The sequence below is a fragment of the Streptococcus oralis ATCC 49296 genome, from assembly GCF_000185265.1.
Taxonomy (GTDB): domain Bacteria; phylum Bacillota; class Bacilli; order Lactobacillales; family Streptococcaceae; genus Streptococcus; species Streptococcus oralis_BC.
This window is the reverse complement of record NZ_GL622183.1, coordinates 484,298-502,518: the sequence shown is the minus strand read 5'-3', so window position 1 is coordinate 502,518 and position 18,221 is coordinate 484,298. Positions and strand designations below refer to the sequence as shown.

Annotated in this window: 20 protein-coding genes; 3 read left to right on the top strand and 17 right to left on the bottom strand. The window is 40.1% G+C overall.

All coding sequences use genetic code 11. From position 1 onward, the window contains the following. Positions 1-66 precede the first annotated feature (66 nt). From HMPREF8578_RS04755 to HMPREF8578_RS04720, 8 genes are all read right to left on the bottom strand, one after another. On the bottom strand, positions 67-333 hold the full coding sequence (locus HMPREF8578_RS04755) for a Veg family protein (protein WP_001278165.1): 267 nt from the start codon (positions 331-333) through the stop codon (positions 67-69). A 1-nt stretch (position 334) separates the two neighbouring features. After that, positions 335-1,687 (bottom strand): replicative DNA helicase, encoded by a 1,353-nt coding sequence (gene dnaB / locus HMPREF8578_RS04750; RefSeq protein ID WP_000852480.1) that lies wholly within the window; start codon positions 1,685-1,687, stop codon positions 335-337. A 43-nt stretch (positions 1,688-1,730) separates the two neighbouring features. After that, positions 1,731-2,183: a 50S ribosomal protein L9 gene (rplI, locus tag HMPREF8578_RS04745; RefSeq protein WP_000864217.1), complete on the bottom strand. Its 453-nt coding sequence runs from the start codon at positions 2,181-2,183 to the stop codon at positions 1,731-1,733. After that, positions 2,180-4,153: a DHH family phosphoesterase gene (locus HMPREF8578_RS04740; RefSeq protein ID WP_000739978.1), complete on the bottom strand. Its 1,974-nt coding sequence runs from the start codon at positions 4,151-4,153 to the stop codon at positions 2,180-2,182. The genes rplI and HMPREF8578_RS04740 overlap by 4 nt, the downstream gene beginning before the upstream one ends. A gap of 156 nt (positions 4,154-4,309) precedes the next feature. After that, positions 4,310-5,488, bottom strand: coding sequence for an acetyl-CoA C-acetyltransferase (locus tag HMPREF8578_RS04735; protein WP_000656053.1), 1,179 nt, complete (start codon positions 5,486-5,488; stop codon positions 4,310-4,312). Between the two features lie 81 nt (positions 5,489-5,569). Continuing rightward, positions 5,570-6,118, bottom strand: a complete 549-nt coding sequence (gene hpf / locus HMPREF8578_RS04730) for a ribosome hibernation-promoting factor, HPF/YfiA family (protein ID WP_000599115.1) — start codon at positions 6,116-6,118, stop codon at positions 5,570-5,572. Between the two features lie 79 nt (positions 6,119-6,197). Then, complete coding sequence (locus HMPREF8578_RS04725; RefSeq protein WP_000995714.1) at positions 6,198-6,860, bottom strand: ComF family protein; 663 nt, start codon at positions 6,858-6,860, stop codon at positions 6,198-6,200. Continuing rightward, on the bottom strand, positions 6,857-8,155 hold the full coding sequence (locus HMPREF8578_RS04720; protein ID WP_000867708.1) for a DEAD/DEAH box helicase: 1,299 nt from the start codon (positions 8,153-8,155) through the stop codon (positions 6,857-6,859). The genes HMPREF8578_RS04725 and HMPREF8578_RS04720 overlap by 4 nt, the downstream gene beginning before the upstream one ends. 56 nt (positions 8,156-8,211) lie before the next feature. Between HMPREF8578_RS04720 and HMPREF8578_RS04715 the strand changes: the two genes are divergently transcribed. From HMPREF8578_RS04715 to cysK, 3 genes are all read left to right on the top strand, one after another. Then, on the top strand, positions 8,212-8,847 hold the full coding sequence (locus HMPREF8578_RS04715) for a YigZ family protein (RefSeq protein WP_000394688.1): 636 nt from the start codon (positions 8,212-8,214) through the stop codon (positions 8,845-8,847). A gap of 15 nt (positions 8,848-8,862) precedes the next feature. Beyond that, entirely contained in the window at positions 8,863-9,306 is a 444-nt protein-coding gene (locus tag HMPREF8578_RS04710; protein ID WP_000863901.1) for a PH domain-containing protein, read from the top strand. A 96-nt stretch (positions 9,307-9,402) separates the two neighbouring features. After that, a complete protein-coding gene (gene cysK / locus HMPREF8578_RS04705; protein ID WP_000158478.1) occupies positions 9,403-10,329 on the top strand; it encodes a cysteine synthase A in 927 nt (308 codons plus the stop codon). 103 nt (positions 10,330-10,432) lie between these two features. On the opposite strand, the gene tsf is transcribed toward cysK, so the two are convergent. The 9 genes from tsf to pgsA all read right to left on the bottom strand — a co-directional run bounded on the left by tsf (position 10,433) and on the right by pgsA (position 18,211). Beyond that, entirely contained in the window at positions 10,433-11,473 is a 1,041-nt protein-coding gene (tsf, locus tag HMPREF8578_RS04700) for a translation elongation factor Ts (RefSeq protein ID WP_000808057.1), read from the bottom strand. Between the two features lie 78 nt (positions 11,474-11,551). Beyond that, complete coding sequence (rpsB, locus tag HMPREF8578_RS04695) at positions 11,552-12,331, bottom strand: 30S ribosomal protein S2 (protein ID WP_000268475.1); 780 nt, start codon at positions 12,329-12,331, stop codon at positions 11,552-11,554. 224 nt (positions 12,332-12,555) lie between these two features. Beyond that, a complete protein-coding gene (gene pcsB / locus HMPREF8578_RS04685) occupies positions 12,556-13,764 on the bottom strand; it encodes a peptidoglycan hydrolase PcsB (RefSeq protein WP_000726991.1) in 1,209 nt (402 codons plus the stop codon). A 93-nt stretch (positions 13,765-13,857) separates the two neighbouring features. Further along, a complete protein-coding gene (gene mreD / locus HMPREF8578_RS04680; protein WP_001237912.1) occupies positions 13,858-14,352 on the bottom strand; it encodes a rod shape-determining protein MreD in 495 nt (164 codons plus the stop codon). 2 nt (positions 14,353-14,354) lie between these two features. Beyond that, the gene (gene mreC, locus HMPREF8578_RS04675) at positions 14,355-15,170 is read right to left on the bottom strand and encodes a rod shape-determining protein MreC (RefSeq protein ID WP_001078961.1); all 816 of its coding nucleotides are present in this window, start codon (positions 15,168-15,170) and stop codon (positions 14,355-14,357) included. A gap of 60 nt (positions 15,171-15,230) precedes the next feature. Continuing rightward, positions 15,231-16,025, bottom strand: coding sequence for an energy-coupling factor transporter transmembrane component T family protein (locus HMPREF8578_RS04670; protein ID WP_000377883.1), 795 nt, complete (start codon positions 16,023-16,025; stop codon positions 15,231-15,233). After that, complete coding sequence (locus tag HMPREF8578_RS04665; RefSeq protein WP_000513197.1) at positions 16,018-16,857, bottom strand: energy-coupling factor transporter ATPase; 840 nt, start codon at positions 16,855-16,857, stop codon at positions 16,018-16,020. Before HMPREF8578_RS04665 ends, HMPREF8578_RS04670 begins: the two co-directional genes overlap by 8 nt. Further along, a complete protein-coding gene (locus HMPREF8578_RS04660; RefSeq protein WP_000835731.1) occupies positions 16,842-17,669 on the bottom strand; it encodes an energy-coupling factor ABC transporter ATP-binding protein in 828 nt (275 codons plus the stop codon). The genes HMPREF8578_RS04665 and HMPREF8578_RS04660 overlap by 16 nt, the downstream gene beginning before the upstream one ends. Continuing rightward, entirely contained in the window at positions 17,666-18,211 is a 546-nt protein-coding gene (pgsA, locus tag HMPREF8578_RS04655; protein WP_000712149.1) for a CDP-diacylglycerol--glycerol-3-phosphate 3-phosphatidyltransferase, read from the bottom strand. Before pgsA ends, HMPREF8578_RS04660 begins: the two co-directional genes overlap by 4 nt. Positions 18,212-18,221 lie beyond the last annotated feature (10 nt).

Here is an 18,221-nt window from a genome sequence, read left to right as displayed (position 1 = left end):
ACCCTCGTTTATACTATTCGGGAGAAAAAGAAAAAAGTGAGCAAAGCTCACTTCATTTTAGGATTCTTAGTCTAGATAGCGAATCAAATTCTTTTCTGTCAAGATATCTGAGTAGGTGAAGGATTCAACATAGACATTGGCTTGTTTGTCTCCTTCAACATCCCCAAATTCAACGATAAATAGAGATGGATACACCTCAATTAGCTTACCCAATCTATTTTTTTGGCGCTTACGGCCATTCTCCAAAGTCATTTCAACGACTTGTCCCTCATGCGCCTTGATCTCTTCTTTGATTTTTTTCATCTTGGCTACATCTGTAAATGCATCTGACATTTTATGCCTCCCTCTTTGAGATACTTGAAAATTTATTGTATTCTTTTTGGAAAATCAATTCCACTGTTCCACGAGCTCCACTACGGTTTTTCTCGATGATAACCTCAACCTTGTTATTTGGAATTCCTTCCTCTTCTTCACCCGCACGATCGTAGTAGTCGTCACGGTATAGAAAGGCTACGATATCCGCATCCTGCTCGATAGAACCCGATTCACGAATATCAGACAAGACTGGTCTCTTATCCTGACGCTGTTCCACTCCACGAGATAGCTGACTAAGAGCAATAACTGGAACCTTTAATTCCTTGGCTAGAATTTTCAACTGACGAGAAATTTCAGATACTTCTTGTTGGCGGTTCTCACGACCAGTCCCTGTGATAAGCTGTAGGTAGTCGATCAAAATCAAGCCTAGATTGCCTGTTTCTTGAGCCAATTTACGTGAACGCGAACGAATTTCCGTGATCCGAATCCCTGGTGTATCATCGATATAGATACTCGCGTTGGCTAGGTTCCCTTGAGCAATGGTATACTTTTGCCACTCCTCATCAGTCAATTGACCTGTACGGATAGAATGGGACTCCACTAATCCTTCGGCCGCCAACATACGGTCTACTAGACTTTCCGCACCCATTTCCAGTGAAAAGATGGCAACCGTCTTGTCCAACTTAGTCCCGATGTTCTGCGCAATGTTTAAAGCAAAGGCTGTCTTACCAACCGCTGGTCGCGCCGCTAGAATAATTAATTCCTCCTCATGGAGACCTGTCGTCATATGATCCAAATCACGGTAGCCCGTTGCAATACCAGTGATATCCGTAGTTTGTTGTGACCGAACTTCTAGGTTCCCAAAGTTGATATTCAGAATATCTCGAATATTCTTGAAACCACTACGATTGGCGTTTTCACTGACATCAATGAGTCCCTTCTCAGCCTGAGCGATGATTTCATCTGCAGGCTTAGAAGCCTCATAAGCTTGGTTGACAGACTCTGTCAACTTGGAAATCAAGCGACGTAGCATAGCCTTTTCCGCTACAATTTTAGCATAATATTCCGCATTAGCTGAAGTTGGTACCGAGTTGACGATTTCAACAAGATAGGACAAGCCACCAATATTTTGGAGATCGCCTTGGCTATCCAAAATCGTTCGAACCGTCGTCGCATCAATCGCTCCCCCACGATCCGACAAATCTACCATCGCTTGGAAAATCAACCGATGAGCATACTTAAAGAAGTCGCGAGAATCAATATATTCTCGGACAAAAACGAGCTTACTCTCATCTATAAAAATAGCCCCAAGAACAGATTGTTCTGCTAAAATATCCTGAGGTTGAACTCGCAGTTCCTCTACTTCTGCCATCCGACTTTCCTTCCTTTTACAATCTTGTCAAGAAGTTGTAAACTTAACCTTCTTTTACACGAAGATTGATGACACTTGTAACATCTTGATAGATCTTCACTGGTACATCAATCAAACCTACTGCTCGAATTGGTGCTTGCACTTGAATATTGCGTTTATCAATCTTAATACCAAACTGCTTTTGCAATTCTTCTGCAATTTTCTTGTTAGTGATGGAACCAAATGTACGGCCATCTGGTCCAACCTTTTCAACAAACTCTACAACAGTTTCTTCAGCTTCTAGCTTGGACTTGATAGCCTTTGCTTCAGCAATCATCTCTGCATGAGCCTTTTCTTCAGATTTTTGTTTTCCACGCAACTCACCCACTGCTTGAGCAGTCGCTTCCTTGGCCAAATTCTTTTTAATCAGGAAGTTTTGAGCGTAGCCAGTTGGTACTTCCTTAATTTCGCCTTTCTTCCCTTTTCCTTTAACATCTGCTAAAAAGATTACTTTCATTCTTCTTTCTCCTTTTCCTTTAGTTCTTCCAAGATTAGTTGAGTCAATTTTTCTCCTGCTTCCGACAAACTCATATCCTCGATTTGCGCGGCAGCTAGATTAAAGTGACCACCGCCACCCAACTCTTCCATAATGCGTTGCACATTGATTTTACTACGACTTCGAGCTGAGATAGAGATAAATCCTTGTGTATTTTTTGCTAGAACGAAGCTGGCTTCAATACCTGACATAGCCAGCATAGCATCGGCAGCCTTACTGATAACAACTGTGTCATAAGACATTGAGTCCTTAGCTCGGGCAATCAAGATATCTGAACCTAACTTACGACCTTGTAAAATGAGTTCATTTACCTCACGGTACTCTTCAAAATCTGTCGCAGCAATCTCCTGAATAGCAATACTGTCACTTCCCCGTGTTCTCAGATAGCTAGCCACATCAAAGGTTCGGCTCGTCACGCGAGATGTGAAATTCTTGGTATCCAGCATCATACCAGCCATCAAAACACTGGCCTGCATACGACTCAAACGATTTTTCTTAGAATTTTGGAACTGAATCAATTCTGTGACCAACTCACTGGCACTACTTGCCCCACTTTCAATATAGGTGATGACTGCATTTTCAGGGAAATCCTGATCACGTCTATGATGGTCAATAACAATAGTTTGAGTGAACAAATCATAAAAATCTTTTGACAAAGTCAAAGCCGTCTTGGAATGATCCACCAGAATCAATAATGAACGGTTTGTAACTAACTTCATCGCATCTGTAAGAGATAAAAGTTTCGTGACATCTTCCTTCTTCAAGAACTGAATAGCACGTTCGATATCTGCTGGCATATGGTCTGCATCATAGACAGCATAACTGTTCTCAATAATATTACTTGCAAACAACTGCATACCAACAGCAGATCCCAAAGCATCCATATCTAGATTTTTATGACCGACTACAAAAACTTGGTCAACACTTCGAATCTTATCAGAAATGGCTGTCATCATGGCTCTGGTACGTGTACGAGTACGTTTGATAGATGCAGCAGTTCCTCCACCAAAGTAGACAGGATTCTTGGTTTCGTTATTTTCCTTGACCACCACCTGATCACCACCGCGAACTTCTGCTAAGTTCAAGTTGAGCAAGGCAATTTTCCCTATCTCTTCATGGTTTCCATCACCATAAGAAAATCCCATACTTAAGGTTAGGGGTAGATGCCTCTGTTTTGATTCTTCTCGGAAAGTATCAATAACGGAGAATTTATCATTCATCAATTCCTCTAGTACCGTGTAATCTGTGAATACATAAAAACGATCCATCCCCACACGGCGAGAAAACATAGCATACTTACTAGCAAATTCTGAAACAAAATTGGCTACAAAACTATTGATATGACTGATATCTGAGTCAGATGTCGCATCCTCCAAATCATCATAGTTATCTACCGAGATGACTCCAATGACTGGACGACTAGTTACCAATTCAACAGTTGCTTCGTACTCTCCAGAAACATCAAAGAAATACAAAACACCTGAAGCCTTGTCCATATGGACAGCATATCGTGTTTCGCCCAAGGTAGCATACGAACCTGGATTCCCAACAGAAGCCTTGATGATGGTTTGAATTAACTCAACATCAATTTCCCCTTCTTCAGTAGTTAAAATCAGCTCAGCATAGGGATTAAACCATTCCACTTCTCCGCTTGATAAGTCTAATTTCAGGACTCCCACCGGCATTTGATCAAGCAAAGTACTCAAGCTATTTTCGGCTTGGTGATTTACATATTGGATTTGTTCAATTTCGCTCTTTTCATACTGTTTTTTTTGCCAAACGAATAAAAGCAAATAAAGCAGTACAAATAAAAACAAAACAGTGATTGTTACAGCAAGATTATGTGAAAAAATAATCAGCAAAGTTAAGATTCCGAAAGTTGCAAGTCCTAGCAAGACTGCAGAAAACGGGATTAAATTATTTTTTTTCATTCTAAACCTCTTGCGCATTATTATATCACAAAAACCCTTAAAAAGCGACCTTTTAAAAGATGCAAGCCTTTCTTTCATGATTGATTTCTCTAACTTCAGACACAAAAAGAGGAGGGAATCATCACCCTCCTACCCACGTGTTCAGATCACTAACACCTAACGTTCCACGATAAGGGCAGTCCCCATCCCTCCTCCGATACAGAGAGTTGCTAAGCCAGTTTTAGCATCACGTTTCATCATCTCATGTAGCAGCGTTACTAGGATACGGCAACCGGAAGCCCCAATTGGGTGACCAAGAGCAATGGCGCCACCATTGACGTTGACAATATCTGTGTTGAAACCAAGTGTTTTACCAACTGCACAAGCCTGGGCAGCAAAAGCTTCATTTGACTCAATCAAGTCGAGATCTTCGACTGTCAAATTGCCTTTTTCAAGAGCCTTGCGAGTCGCATAAATCGGTCCACATCCCATCATCTTAGGATCCAAACCTGCACTTGCATACGAACGAATGTGGGCAATCACTGAAAGTCCTAATTCTTCAGCTTTTTCAGCACTCATCATCAAGACAGCGGCTGCCCCGTCATTGATTCCTGAAGCATTTCCCGCTGTGACAGAACCGTCTTTTTTGAAAACCGGACCTAGCTTAGACAGGCTCTCTAAGCTAGCATCTTTTCTAGGATATTCATCTGTATCGAAAACGATAGGATCGCCTTTGCGTTGAGGAATGACAACTGGCACAATCTCTTCTTTAAAGCGTCCAGATTCTATAGCTGCAACTGCTCGTTTTTGTGACTCTAAAGCAAGAGCATCTTGCTCTTCTCGACTGATGCCATATTCTTCAGCCACATTTTCAGCTGTAATTCCCATATGGTATTCGTTAAAGGCATCAGACAAACCGTCCTTAATCATGGTATCTACCACTTTCGAATCTCCCATACGGCCACCCCAACGGAAACTTGGCAAAACGTATGGAGCCTGACTCATGTTTTCTGCACCACCAGCTACGATAATATCTGCATCGCCACATCGAATCGCTTGAGCAGCCAACTGCACGGCCTTCAAACCGGAACCACAAACCTTGTTGATAGTAAAGGCTGGTGTAAATTCAGGGAGTCCTGCGTGTATGCTCATTTGACGAGCTACGTTTTGCCCTAAACCTGCGCCTAGTACATTCCCCATAATCACTTCATCTACTAGCTCTGGTTTGACATTGGCTTTTTCCAAAGCACTCTTAATAACCAACACTCCCAAATCAACAGCTGAAACATTCTTCAAACCTCCTCCAAAGGAGCCTATTGGAGTTCGTACTGCAGAAACAATCACCACGTCTTTCATAACTGCCCCCATTTATACCTTTTATAATATTGCAATACAAAAGTGGTTTACACCAGTGTAAACCACTTTAAACATTCTATTTTATGATTCTTTTACTTCTAACAAACCGACTTCACCATCTTCACGGCGATACAAAACATTAGTTGTTTGATCTTCTACATCTACATAGATAAAGAAATCATGTCCCAATAAATCCATTTGAAGAAGGGCTTCTTCTAAATCCATTGGCTTCAAATCAATTTGTTTTGAACGAACGACTTTTGGTTGCACAACATTTACATCCTCAACTAGAGCATCTGTAAAGAGTTGACTTGTCGCAACTTTACTTTTATTCTTACGTTCGATTTTAGTTTTATTTTTACGAATCTGACGTTCAATTTTATCTGTTACAAGATCGATAGAACCATACATATCTTGAGAAATATCTTCAGCACGAAGAGTGATAGATCCAAGTGGAATTGTTACCTCAACCTTTGCTGTTTTTTCACGGTAAACTTTCAAGTTCACACGTGCATCCAACTCCTGCTCAGGTTGGAAATACTTTTCGATCTTTTCGAGTTTAGAAACTACATAATCACGAATTGCTTCTGTTACTTCTAGGTTTTCACCACGGATACTATATTTAATCATATAAGTACCTTCTTTCTAAACATTTTTGTTTTTCTAACTATATTATAACGCTTTCATTTTCATTTTGCAAATTTTTTCCTCATCTTACAAGGGAAAAAGTTTTAACATCCAAAGCACCTGCTTCTTCCAAAAGTCGTTTCACACGATTCACAGTTGCCCCTGTTGTATAGATGTCATCAATAACCAAAATTTTCTTAGGAAGAGGGTCTTCAGTTTTTATAAAAAATGGAATTTCGGTAGCTAATCGTTCCGATCGATTCTTAGAAGAACTAGCCGTCTCTTCTCTTTTCCCTAGTAAATCTTGAAAAGAAAAGCCTGCTGCCTCAACCAAACCTTCAACCTGGTTAAATCCCCTCTCAAGCAATCTTTCAGGACTTAGGGGAATAACAACAAATTGATAGTCTCCATACTTTTTCAATTCATTAGCTAGAATAGGAGCAAAAACCTTTCGAAGTAGAAAATCTCCATCAAACTTATATCGACTAAAAAAGTCTTTCATAGCTTGATTATAGATAAAAATCGCTCTATGATCAACTTGAATCCCTTCTTTACACCAGAGTTTACAATCTTGACACTTTGTTGACACATCTATTTTCATGCAGTTCGGGCAATAGTCCTCACCAATCTTCTCAAAAGTAGACTCACAATCTGAACAAAGATAGTTGTTCTCATTCTTAAACAGCAAGAGGTGACTAAATGTCAAGTCACTCTTTATTGTCTGTCCACATAATAAACAGTTCATAAACCTGCCTCCTTGTTCATCTGCTTAATTTCCTTGATTGCTTTTTTAATGGAAACATTTAATCCATCATGAAAGAAGAGCAATTCACCAGTCGGTCTATCCATACTTCGGCCAACACGACCACCAATCTGGATTAAGCTAGACTTAGTAAAAAGACGATGATTAGCTTCCACTACAAAGACATCTACACAAGGAAAAGTGACTCCACGCTCCAAGATTGTCGTACTAATAAGGATTGTCAACTCCCCATCTCGAAAAGCTTGTACCTGCTCTAATCGATCTACTGTAACAGAGGACACAAAGCCGATGTTTTCATTTGGAAACTGTTCCTGCAAGAGTTTTTTTAGTTTCTCGCCTTTCTTAATCTCAGATGCAAAGATTAACAACGGATAACTTGTTCTTCTCTGCTTCTTAATGTAGGACTTTAACTTTGGAGACAACTGACTCTTTTCTATATAGTGATTAAAGTCTGATAACCAAACTGGCTTTGGAATAATCAATGGATTTCCATGAAATCGTCTTGGCAAGCTCAATCGTTTTAATTCTCCAGTGCGAACCTTCTTATCTAACTCATCTGTAGAAGTTGCTGTAAGAAATATCCTTAACCCCTCCTCTTTTACACATTGGTTTACAGCATAGTAAAGAACAGAGTTGTCAACATAAGGAAAGGCATCTACTTCATCCACTATCAGCAAATCAAAAGCATGATAAAATTTTAACAGCTGATGAGTCGTTGCAACAACTAGTGGTGTTCGAAAATAGGGTTCTGACTCACCATGAAGTAGTGCTATCTCACAAGCAAAGTCATTCTGCAGTCGCTTATATAACTCCAAGCAAACATCTATTCGAGGGCTGGCTAAACAAACTGCACCACCTTCATCAATCACTTTAGCCACAACTTGATAAATCATCTCTGTCTTTCCAGCTCCTGTTACAGCGTGAACCAAGGTTGGCTCTTGCTTGTCTACCGCTTGAAGAAGTCCCTCTGAAACTTTTTCTTGAAAAGGTGTTAACTGACCACGCCATTTGAGGACGTCTTGCTTAGGAAAATCCTCCTGTGGAAAATAGTATAAAGCTTGATCACTCCTGACTCTCTCCATCAATAAACACTCCCTACAATAGTAAGCGCCTATAGGCAAATGCCATTCTTCTAGAATACTACTATTACAACGTTGACAAAACAGTTTCCCTTTCTCTTTTCTCATTGCTGGAAGTTTCTCAGCCATCTGCCGTTCTTCTTCTGTTAATTCTTTCTCAGTAAACAAGCGACCGAGGTAATTTGGATTTACTTTCATACTTCTTTATTCGTAAAAATCTAGCGCTTTAGGTAATTTTTTAGTACAATTAAATCATGGAATTTAAAACAATTAAAGAGAACGGGCAAGTCCAAGAAGAAATCAAAAAATCACGCTTTATCTGTCACGCAAAGCGTGTCTATAGTGAAGAAGAAGCTCGTGACTTTATCACTGCTATCAAAAAAGAGCACTACAAAGCCACCCATAACTGCTCTGCTTTTATTGTAGGTGAACGCAGTGAGATCAAGCGTACGAGTGATGATGGCGAACCTAGTGGTACTGCTGGAGTCCCTATGCTTGGCGTCTTAGAAAATCATAATCTTACGAATGTCTGCGTAGTAGTTACTCGTTACTTTGGTGGAATTAAGTTAGGTGCTGGTGGTTTGATTCGCGCTTACGCAGGAAGTGTAGCCTTGGCTGTCAAAGAAATAGGCATTATTGAAATCAAAGAGCAAGCTGGCATAGCCATTCAGATGTCTTACGCTCAGTATCAAGAATATGGCAATTTCCTTAGAGAGCATCATCTCATGGAGCTGGATACAAACTTTACAGATCAAATTGCTACAATGATCTATGTTGATAAGGAAGAGAAAGAAAATATCAAAGCCGCTCTTGTTGAGTTCTTTAATGGAAAAATCACTTTAACTGATCAATATTTACGAGAAGTTGAAGTTCCTGTAAACTTAGTGTAAACAAAGGAGAAATACATGGCGTTTGGGAAATTTATTCAAGGACTTGCTGGAAACTTTAGCGAGGAAAACAAAGAGACTCTTATTAAAGAATATGGACAATATCTACTAGAGAATGAAGAAATTCAAAGTGGATATAAACTTATTCGCGATTCAATTATCTTTACAAATATCCGTATTATTTTTACAGATAAGCAAGGTGCTACTGGTCGCAAGACGTCTGTTAAGTCACTCTTTTTGATGAACATTGTAAACGTTGAAATGGAAACTGCTGGAGCAGGTATAGATGATAGTGAGATTACGATCACTTATTTAGAAAATGTCTTTCTAAAAGCACATAATGAGCATCTGAGTTTCCATAAATTTGAATTCCCTAAAAAAGCGGACATCCTTCCGCTTTACACCTATTTATTAGAATTGGCTTATCACAATCGATTAAAAATTAATGGCTTAGACTTTTGATATAAAAAAATCCTATCACTTTGATAGGATTTCTATATTTTACAAATAGCCTTGAGCGCGTTATACTAGTATCATCTTATACAAAGAGGTATATCTATGACTATTTATAATAATATTACTGAACTAATCGGACAAACACCGATTGTTAAACTCAACAACATTGTTCCAGAGGGTGCTGCAGACGTCTATGTTAAACTAGAAGCTTTTAACCCTGGATCGTCAGTAAAAGACCGTATTGCCCTTAGTATGATTGAAAAAGCGGAACAAGATGGTATTCTAAAACCGGGTGCTACCATTGTTGAAGCAACGAGTGGAAACACTGGTATTGGTCTTTCATGGGTAGGTGCTGCTAAAGGATATAAAGTTGTTATCGTCATGCCTGAAACGATGAGCGTGGAACGCCGTAAGATTATCCAAGCCTATGGTGCTGAACTCGTCCTCACTCCTGGTAGCGAAGGAATGAAAGGGGCCATTGCCAAAGCTCAGGAAATCGCCGCTGAACGTGACGGCTTCCTTCCACTCCAATTTAATAATCCAGCTAATCCAGAAGTACACGAAAGAACAACAGGAGCTGAAATACTGGCTGCTTTCGGTTCTGATGGACTAGATGCTTTTGTAGGTGGTGTTGGTACTGGTGGAACGATCTCAGGTGTTTCTCACGCTCTTAAAGCAGCAAATCCAAACATTCAAGTTTATGCAGTGGAGGCAGACGAGTCAGCTATCTTGTCTGGTGAAAAACCAGGACCTCACAAAATTCAAGGTATCTCAGCTGGATTTATTCCTGAAACACTTGATACAAAGGCCTATGATGGTATCGTCCGCGTAACGTCAGATGATGCTCTAGCACTTGGCCGTGAAATTGGTGGAAAAGAAGGCTTCCTTGTTGGGATTTCTTCAGCTGCAGCGATTTACGGGGCAATTGAGGTTGCCAAGAAATTAGGTACAGGTAAGAAAGTCCTTGCTTTAGCACCAGATAACGGCGAACGTTATTTGTCTACAGCACTCTATGAATTTGAAGTGTAGCCTCCTAAATGCACTTAGCCCTTATTAAAGGGCTTTTTGTTTATTCATATAGAGCCTATTCTCTAGACCAAAAGAAAAAGGAAGCAATTTGCTTCCTTTTCTATTAGTTATTCAAGGCTGCTGCCATTGTAGCTGCAACTTCTGCTTCAAAGTCGTTTGCAGCTTTCTCGATACCTTCACCAACTTCAAAGCGAGCGAACTCAACTACTGAAGCATTTACTGATTCAAGGTAAGCTTCAACTGTCTTGCTGTCGTCCATGATGTATAGTTGTGCAAGAAGTGTGTACGCTTGGTCAACTTTGGTGTTGTCAAGCATGAAGCGGTCCATTTTACCTGGGATGATTTTGTCCCAGATTTTTTCTGGTTTGCCTTCTGCAGCCAACTCAGCTTTGATATCAGCTTCAGCTTGAGCAATCACTTCATCAGTCAATTGTGCTTTTGATCCATACTTCAAGTGTGGAAGAGCTGGTTTACCAACCATTGCACGGCTTTCGTTATCTTGGTCGATTACGTGGTTCAATTGTGCCAACTCATCTTTAACGAATTGCTCATCCAATTCTTTGTAAGAAAGAACTGTTGGTTTCATCGCAGCAATATGCATTGAGATTTGTTTAGCAAGTGCTTCGTCTCCACCTTCGATAACTGAGATAACACCGATACGTCCACCATTGTGTTGGTAAGCTCCGAAGTGTTGTGCATCTGTTTTTTCAAGCAAAGCAAAACGACGGAATGAGATTTTTTCACCGATTGTAGCTGTTGCAGATACATATGCAGCTTCAAGAGTTTCACCTGAAGGCATTGTCAAAGCAAGAGCCTCTTCGTTGTTAGCTGGTTTACCTTCAGCAATTACTTTAGCTGTTGCGTTTACCAAGTCAACGAATTGAGCGTTTTTCGCAACGAAGTCAGTTTCAGCATTTACTTCAACTACTGCTGCAACGTTACCATTAACAAATACACCAGTCAAACCTTCTGCAGCAACACGGTCAGCTTTCTTAGCTGCCTTCGCCATACCTTTTTCGCGAAGCAATTCGATCGCTTTTTCGATATCACCGTCTGTTTCTACAAGCGCTTTTTTAGCGTCCATAACACCGGCACCAGATTTTTCACGCAACTCTTTTACAAGTTTAGCTGTAATTTCTGCCATTTTGATTCTCCTATATTTTTTAAAAATAGGAGAGCTGGGCTAGGCCCCGCCCTCCTAGGTAATTACTATTTATATGAATTAAGCGTTGTCGCCTTCTACAACTTCAACGATTTCTTCGATTGAGTCAGCTTGAGCTTCTGAAGCTGCAAATTCTGCTTCAACTGCTGCTGCATCTTCACCTTGACGTCCTTCGATGATAGCGTCAGCCAATTTAGCTGTGATCAATTTAACAGCGCGGATAGCGTCATCGTTAGCTGGGATGATTACATCGATATCGTCTGGATCAGTGTTTGTGTCAACCATCGCTACAACTGGGATACCCAATTTTTTAGCTTCTTTAACAGCGATTTGTTCTTTATGTGGGTCAACTACGTACATTACATCTGGGATACGAGGCATGTCTTCGATACCACCCAAGAATTTTTCAAGACGTGCACGTTGTTTGTTAAGAAGTGCAACTTCTTTCTTAGGAAGAACGTCGAAGATTCCTTCTTCTTCCATACGTTTGATTTCTTTCAAACGAGCAATACGTTTTTGGATAGTTCCCCAGTTAGTAAGAGTTCCACCCAACCAACGGTGGTTGATGTAGTATTGACCTGAACGTTCTGCTTCTTCTTTAACAGCGTCAGCAGCTTGTTTTTTAGTACCAACAAACAATACAACTGCATCGTTAGCTGCAGCATCACGCATAAAGTCGTATGCTTGGTCAGCGTATTTTACAGTTTGTTGCAAGTCGATAACGTGGATTCCGTTACGCTCAGTAAAGATGTACTTAGCCATCTTAGGGTTCCAGCGACGAGTTTGGTGACCAAAGTGTACACCAGCCTCAAGAAGTTGTTTCATTGAAATTACTGCCATGAGTATTTCTCCTTTTTGTTTTTTTCCTCTCCTCGACTTCAACTTGCAGAACGACCCGAGGGCAACAGTTTCACAATTCATCAAGAATGAGTATTATCGTTTACACGACAAGTTTCATTTTATCACATTTTATCAATATTTTCAAGTGGTTTTAATAGATTTCGGCCTTGCTTTCGATAAAAAATAATAAAAGAGACTCAAATCGAGCCTCTTTATTTCATTCATTAGTTTGGATAGATGTAAGTAACATAACCTTCAGAAGTTGTAGTTGGGTTGAACCATCCACGCTTGTTACCGATTGTACGATCTCCACCATAGTTTGATTCTGATACTTGAATGCTAGTTGATGATGAAACTGCTGTAACAACCGCTACGTGTCCATATCCACCGTCATTCCAACATGCAATCGCACCAACTTGTGGAGTTGATCCAGTACGGAATCCTGCAGCTGCTGCACTTGTAGCCCACTGCGCTCCGTTACCCCAGTAATCTCCAGCCCAAGGTGCCAATGTTTTAGCACCCCAAGTACATTCTCCAGTTGGATAACTTGAAGCATTTGTACTATATGTTGGACGCTGTCTAGTTGGAGTTGGAGCAGGTGCTGGAGTATAGCTTGAATCATCATCTGATGAAGAGCTTGAAGTTGCTTGCACTTGATCTGAAAGTGTTGTATTTCCAGAAGCAACAACTGATTGTTGTTGGCTTGTTTGACGTGCTTTATAAGCCGCTTCTGCTTCAGCTGCTGCTTTTGCTTCTGCCTCTGCTGCTGCTTTTTGTTCCAATAAAGTAGCTTTATCACTTTCTGCAGTAGCTTTCTCTGCAGCAAGGTTTAACTCAGCAACTTTCAACTCTGCTTGTTTTGTTGTCAATGCTTGTGCATCGTCAGCAAGCGTTTGTTGGTTCGCAATGACAGTGTTGATTGCTTCATTATTTGCAACCTGTTTTTCAGCGATAGATTTCTTATCAGCTTTCTGTTGTTCCAACATTTTGTTGTTAGCTGATACAATCTCGCTCATTGCTGCAACACGTGAAATAGCTTCCGTAATTGATTTTGAGTTTACAATTGTATTGATGTAACTAGTTGCAGCACCGTTAGTTTGTGCGCTACGTGCTTGTTTCTCCAAAGATTCATTACGAGCAACAATGTTCTTAGAGAGCTCTGTAATTTCTCCTTCAAGTTTTTTAGATTCAGCTTGTAGAGTTTCATTCTCAGCTTCCAAGTTCGTTTGTTGAGTTTGGATAGCTGTAACTTGCGTTTGGATTTCATCTACTTGTTTTTGAGCTTCTTTTTGTTGAGATGTCAAATTACTAATCTTACTATCTTGAGCAGCAATCTTTTCATCAGTTGTTTCAGCGTGGACAGTTGTCAATACTGCCGCTTGAGACACTAATACTGTACTTAATAAAAGTGACGCTAAGATTTTTTTCTTCATATTGTGTAGATACTCCTTCTATTTAAGACATTACTAGTATACCAAAAAAAGACATAATAAATATTACGCCTTTGTTACATTTTTATTTCTTTCTTATAGATAACATTTTTCAAAAATATATTGGAAAACAAGCATCCATAAAAAGTTTAAAATCATTGATGGGACAAGGCTGTAGACGATGAAAACTGACATCGATTCTACTGTCAACCCCATAGCAAGAGCAAGGAGATAGCTCCCCATATCAAATAGGAAACTCATCACAACTATTGTTAACATTCTTGTCCAACGGTTTAGCAAAATTACACTATTAAATTTATGGAGCGAAGCACCTATTAAGATAAATAGAAGCGTCGCAATTCCTATCAAGTGGAAAAAATAGATATCGTACACCAAACCCACTATACCGCAATAAGCTAGATAGAGATATTCTGAAACCTCTATTGTCTCAAACAAAAGAAATAAAAACAGAAAATGACTTGCTAAATGAAAGTGAGGGAAGAAGGATCCCGCTAATTGTCCAATATGTGCATCAATTAGTACGACAAAAGGGAGTATAAAGAAAATACCAATTTGTTTTAACAGTCTCATTGCTAATTCCCCACTAACTCTACCACATGAAGATTTTTGGTGTCAGCACTTAACTTGACTGTTACTTCCTTTGTTAGATAATCACTGCTATGTGTTGTAGCAACAACTTCTCCAACAGGGATATCCTTAACATTAAAGTTTCCGAGCCCCCCTGTAGTCACCTTGTCTCCCGCGCTAATGTCGCTGTTGCTGTTTAATTGACTAATTTTAAGCAGTTCAGATTCCTTATCATAACCAACGATAATCCCGTAAATTTCAGTAGAACCATGCAGGATTTTAACAGAAATTTTGTCTGAATTTTCGGTGTTTGTCAATAGGTTGATCGTTGTTGAATGATCCTCCACCTTTGAAACACTACCAATCAAGCCCCCGTTTGCAATGGCCAACATATTTTCAGAAGCTCCTTTTGAACTTCCAGCATCAATTGTTAACTCTTGTTTCCAAGATACTGGAGCTCGCATAATCACATCTGCTGCAATGGTTTTTGTAGCCTGCAATTTTGACTTCATATCCAGCAACTGACGTAGTTGTTCATTTTCATTTTTTAAACTTTCTGATTGATTAGACTCCACCTCTAGTTGATAGAGCTGTTTCTTTAGACTTTCGTTTTCATTGTAGGTCTGCGTCAAATGCCCCAAATCCGATTTGAAAGTATCAAACCACTGAAAGGGTTTTTGAACAATTCTATCTACTAAGGAAATCCCATCTCCTAGTTTCGTCACAATAGCGCTTGAATAGGTTGTCACTAATAGAACAGAAACTGCCAGAACTGTGACAAAAACGATGATTATATATTTTGATTTTTTAAAACGGTTCATATTCCTACCTTTATACTAAAAACCTGCTACTGTGAGCTTCTTATCAATCCTACAAACCTGCTAAGATTTTAAGAAAAATAAGAAACATCCCAGTACCAAAATCACAAGAATTGCCAGTGTATCCTTTTGACTCCATCTCAACTGTCTATACTGACTTCTACCCTTTCCTCCCTGATAACCACGTGCTTCCATGGCTATTGCCAATGAATCTGCACGCTTTAAGCTCGTCGCAAAAAGAGGAATTAAAATCGGAATCATAGCTTTTACTTTTTGAACGATGCTACCTTCGCCAAAGTCAACTCCACGGGCTTTTTGAGCATTCATAATTCGCGTTGTGTCATCCATCAATGTTGGAACAAAACGCAAACTCATTGATAACATCAGACCAATTTCATGAACGGGAACTTTCACGCGTTTCAGCGGTGCTAAAAGAGCTTCAACTGCAGCTGCCAGACTCAAAGGCATGGTCGTTAAGGTTAGCAAAGTTGAAAAGAAAATAATCAACACAAAACGACAGAAAATAATTCCTGCTTGTTGCAAAGCATAATCCGTTATTCTTATAAAAGAAAACTCAAATAGGACATTTCCACTTGAAATGAAAAAGAGCTGAAAAAGAGTCGTAAAGGCGATCAAGAAGAACATGGATTTTAATCCCTGAATGAAAAATGAAAGGGAAACGCCTGATAATGCGATAAATATACCTGTCGCTATAAACAAAACGAGATTGGTGAGAGGATTATTGGCCCAAAATACAATCAAAATCAGCAGAATCATAGCAAGCAATTTACTACGCGGATCCAAGCGATGAATAATGGAATCCCCTGGTATATAACGCCCTAAAATCATACTATCCATTTAGCGACTCCTTAAACTCCTCTATCTTGATTGGCAGTTTTTTAAAATCTACACCCCTATCTGCCAAACGTTTACAAAATGCTGTGATTTTAGGCACACCTAACTGCACCTTTTCCATAGAGGCTACATCTTGGAAAACTTCGCTCGGTTTGCCACTTTTGACCAAACGTCCCTTTTCCATAACATAGACCTGATCAGCATATGCAGCTACGTCATCCATCAAATGCGTTACCAGAACGATTGTCATTCCAGAAAGGTGGAGTTCTTTAAACAAGGTCATCAATTCTTTTCTGCCCAAAGGATCTAGCCCTGCTGTCGGCTCATCCAAAACCAAGACAGTTGGCTCCATGGCTAGCATACCTGCTATAGCCACACGTCTCATCTGACCACCCGAAAGTTCAAAAGGACTGCGCTCAAAGAGTGACTCATCGATGCCTACCAAGGCTAACTTTTCACGCGCAATTTTCTTGGCCTCTTCCTCAGAAACTCCAAAATTTTGCGGTCCAAATGCAACATCTTTCAAAACAGTCTCTTCGAAAATCTGATTTTCAGCAAATTGAAACACTAGACCGACTTGCTTTCGAATCTGGCGAATTTCTTTATTGGTTGATGTAGGGGTAATGACAGTATCGAAAACTCGAACAGAACCCTTACTTGGTACCAATAGGCCATTTAAAAGCTGTAAAATCGTTGATTTCCCACTACCTGTGTGCCCTACTAAAGCTGTATAGGAACCATCCTCAATCGTCAAAGAAACATCAGCCAAGGCTGATGAAGATAGGGGAGTTCCCTCTTGATAGGTAAAGCTCACATTTTCTAGAGTAATTCCCATAACTTGTCCTCTAGCTCTCCTTCTGTCAAATAGCCATCCGGCAACTGATAACCAGTCTCTCTCAAAGATTCTCTCAATTGATTAGTAAAAGGTTCATCCAACCCTATCTGGTCAAGGTCAGCCCGAGAAAAAAGTTCTCTTGGGCTGCTGGTTGACTCCACTTGGCCCTTTTTCATGACCAAGACACGATCACTCATCGCAACTTCTTCTAAGTCATGTGTAATGGAGACGACTGTCATCTGGTGGTCTTTTCGAATCTCTTGAACTGTCTGAATCAGTTCTCGTCGTCCCTCGGGATCCAACATACTTGTAGCCTCGTCCAGAATTAAAATAGCTGGCCTCAAGGCAACAACTCCTGCAATGGCCACCCGCTGTTTTTGGCCACCAGATAAACGAGCTGGTTCTCTCTTCTTAAAGTCCAGCATCCCTACCAACTCCAAAGAATCAGCCACTCTCTTCTTCATTTCTTCACGAGGAAGTCCCTGATTTTCTAGACCGAAGGCAACATCATCTTCAACAGTCGCCCCCACAAATTGGTTATCTGGATTTTGAAAAACCATACCAATTTGACGGCGTAAATCCCAAACATTCTCAGAGGACAGCAATTGCCCATCTATCCAGATTTCCCCAGACTCTGCTTCAAGCAATCCATCAATCAAACGGATAGTTGTCGATTTCCCACTCCCGTTATGACCTACAATCGAAAGCCATTCTCCCCGTTTCACGTGAAACGAGACGTTATTAACGTCATAATGATCCTGGTCTTCCTTATAACGAAAAGACAGATCTTTTATTTCAATAATCGATTTCATTTCGAACCAAATGTCCCTTTGAATACATGAGCGCTACCCTTGAAATAATCATAACCAGAGTAGATAGTGAAAAACAAAGCGATATAAAGCAACAGCTGACCAATTAAATTCCAATGTAAGAGCAAAAAGATAATGGCAAACATCTGACTAAAGGTCTTGATTTTCCCTGGCATCGCTGCTGCTAGAACTGTCCCTCCCGTCTCAACAAGCAACAAGCGCAAGCCTGTCACCGCAAGTTCACGACAGATGATAATAGCAACAACCCAAGCTGGAGCCATACCTAACTCAATCAACATGATAAAAGCTGACATAACCAACAGCTTATCGGCCATCGGATCAGCAAACTTTCCAAAGTTGCTGACTACATTCCATTTACGAGCAAGATAGCCATCAAGATAATCCGTTATACTAGCAACTGCAAAGATGATTGCTGCCAGCAAATGACTGCCTTGTGAATGGCCCAAAGTCAAAATAAGAATAAAGAGAGGTATAAAGAGAATTCTACCAATAGTTAATACATTAGGAATTTGTTCTTTTTTCATTGATTTTTCC

What these genes read in the sequence shown, in the direction of transcription:
- mreD (WP_001237912.1), bottom strand. Translation starts at nt 14,352, where the DNA reads ATGAGACTGTTAAAACAAATTGGTATTTTCTTTATACTCCCTTTTGTC.
- pcsB (WP_000726991.1), bottom strand. Translation starts at nt 13,764, where the DNA reads ATGAAGAAAAAAATCTTAGCGTCACTTTTATTAAGTACAGTATTAGTG.
- cysK (WP_000158478.1), top strand. Translation starts at nt 9,403, where the DNA reads ATGACTATTTATAATAATATTACTGAACTAATCGGACAAACACCGATT.
- HMPREF8578_RS04710 (WP_000863901.1), top strand. Translation starts at nt 8,863, where the DNA reads ATGGCGTTTGGGAAATTTATTCAAGGACTTGCTGGAAACTTTAGCGAG.
- rplI (WP_000864217.1), bottom strand. Translation starts at nt 2,183, where the DNA reads ATGAAAGTAATCTTTTTAGCAGATGTTAAAGGAAAAGGGAAGAAAGGC.
- HMPREF8578_RS04720 (WP_000867708.1), bottom strand. Translation starts at nt 8,155, where the DNA reads ATGAAAGTAAATCCAAATTACCTCGGTCGCTTGTTTACTGAGAAAGAA.
- dnaB (WP_000852480.1), bottom strand. Translation starts at nt 1,687, where the DNA reads ATGGCAGAAGTAGAGGAACTGCGAGTTCAACCTCAGGATATTTTAGCA.
- tsf (WP_000808057.1), bottom strand. Translation starts at nt 11,473, where the DNA reads ATGGCAGAAATTACAGCTAAACTTGTAAAAGAGTTGCGTGAAAAATCT.
- hpf (WP_000599115.1), bottom strand. Translation starts at nt 6,118, where the DNA reads ATGATTAAATATAGTATCCGTGGTGAAAACCTAGAAGTAACAGAAGCA.
- HMPREF8578_RS04715 (WP_000394688.1), top strand. Translation starts at nt 8,212, where the DNA reads ATGGAATTTAAAACAATTAAAGAGAACGGGCAAGTCCAAGAAGAAATC.
- mreC (WP_001078961.1), bottom strand. Translation starts at nt 15,170, where the DNA reads ATGAACCGTTTTAAAAAATCAAAATATATAATCATCGTTTTTGTCACA.
- HMPREF8578_RS04665 (WP_000513197.1), bottom strand. Translation starts at nt 16,857, where the DNA reads ATGGGAATTACTCTAGAAAATGTGAGCTTTACCTATCAAGAGGGAACT.
- HMPREF8578_RS04725 (WP_000995714.1), bottom strand. Translation starts at nt 6,860, where the DNA reads ATGAACTGTTTATTATGTGGACAGACAATAAAGAGTGACTTGACATTT.
- rpsB (WP_000268475.1), bottom strand. Translation starts at nt 12,331, where the DNA reads ATGGCAGTAATTTCAATGAAACAACTTCTTGAGGCTGGTGTACACTTT.
- HMPREF8578_RS04740 (WP_000739978.1), bottom strand. Translation starts at nt 4,153, where the DNA reads ATGAAAAAAAATAATTTAATCCCGTTTTCTGCAGTCTTGCTAGGACTT.
- HMPREF8578_RS04755 (WP_001278165.1), bottom strand. Translation starts at nt 333, where the DNA reads ATGTCAGATGCATTTACAGATGTAGCCAAGATGAAAAAAATCAAAGAA.
- HMPREF8578_RS04660 (WP_000835731.1), bottom strand. Translation starts at nt 17,669, where the DNA reads ATGAAATCGATTATTGAAATAAAAGATCTGTCTTTTCGTTATAAGGAA.
- HMPREF8578_RS04735 (WP_000656053.1), bottom strand. Translation starts at nt 5,488, where the DNA reads ATGAAAGACGTGGTGATTGTTTCTGCAGTACGAACTCCAATAGGCTCC.
- pgsA (WP_000712149.1), bottom strand. Translation starts at nt 18,211, where the DNA reads ATGAAAAAAGAACAAATTCCTAATGTATTAACTATTGGTAGAATTCTC.
- HMPREF8578_RS04670 (WP_000377883.1), bottom strand. Translation starts at nt 16,025, where the DNA reads ATGGATAGTATGATTTTAGGGCGTTATATACCAGGGGATTCCATTATT.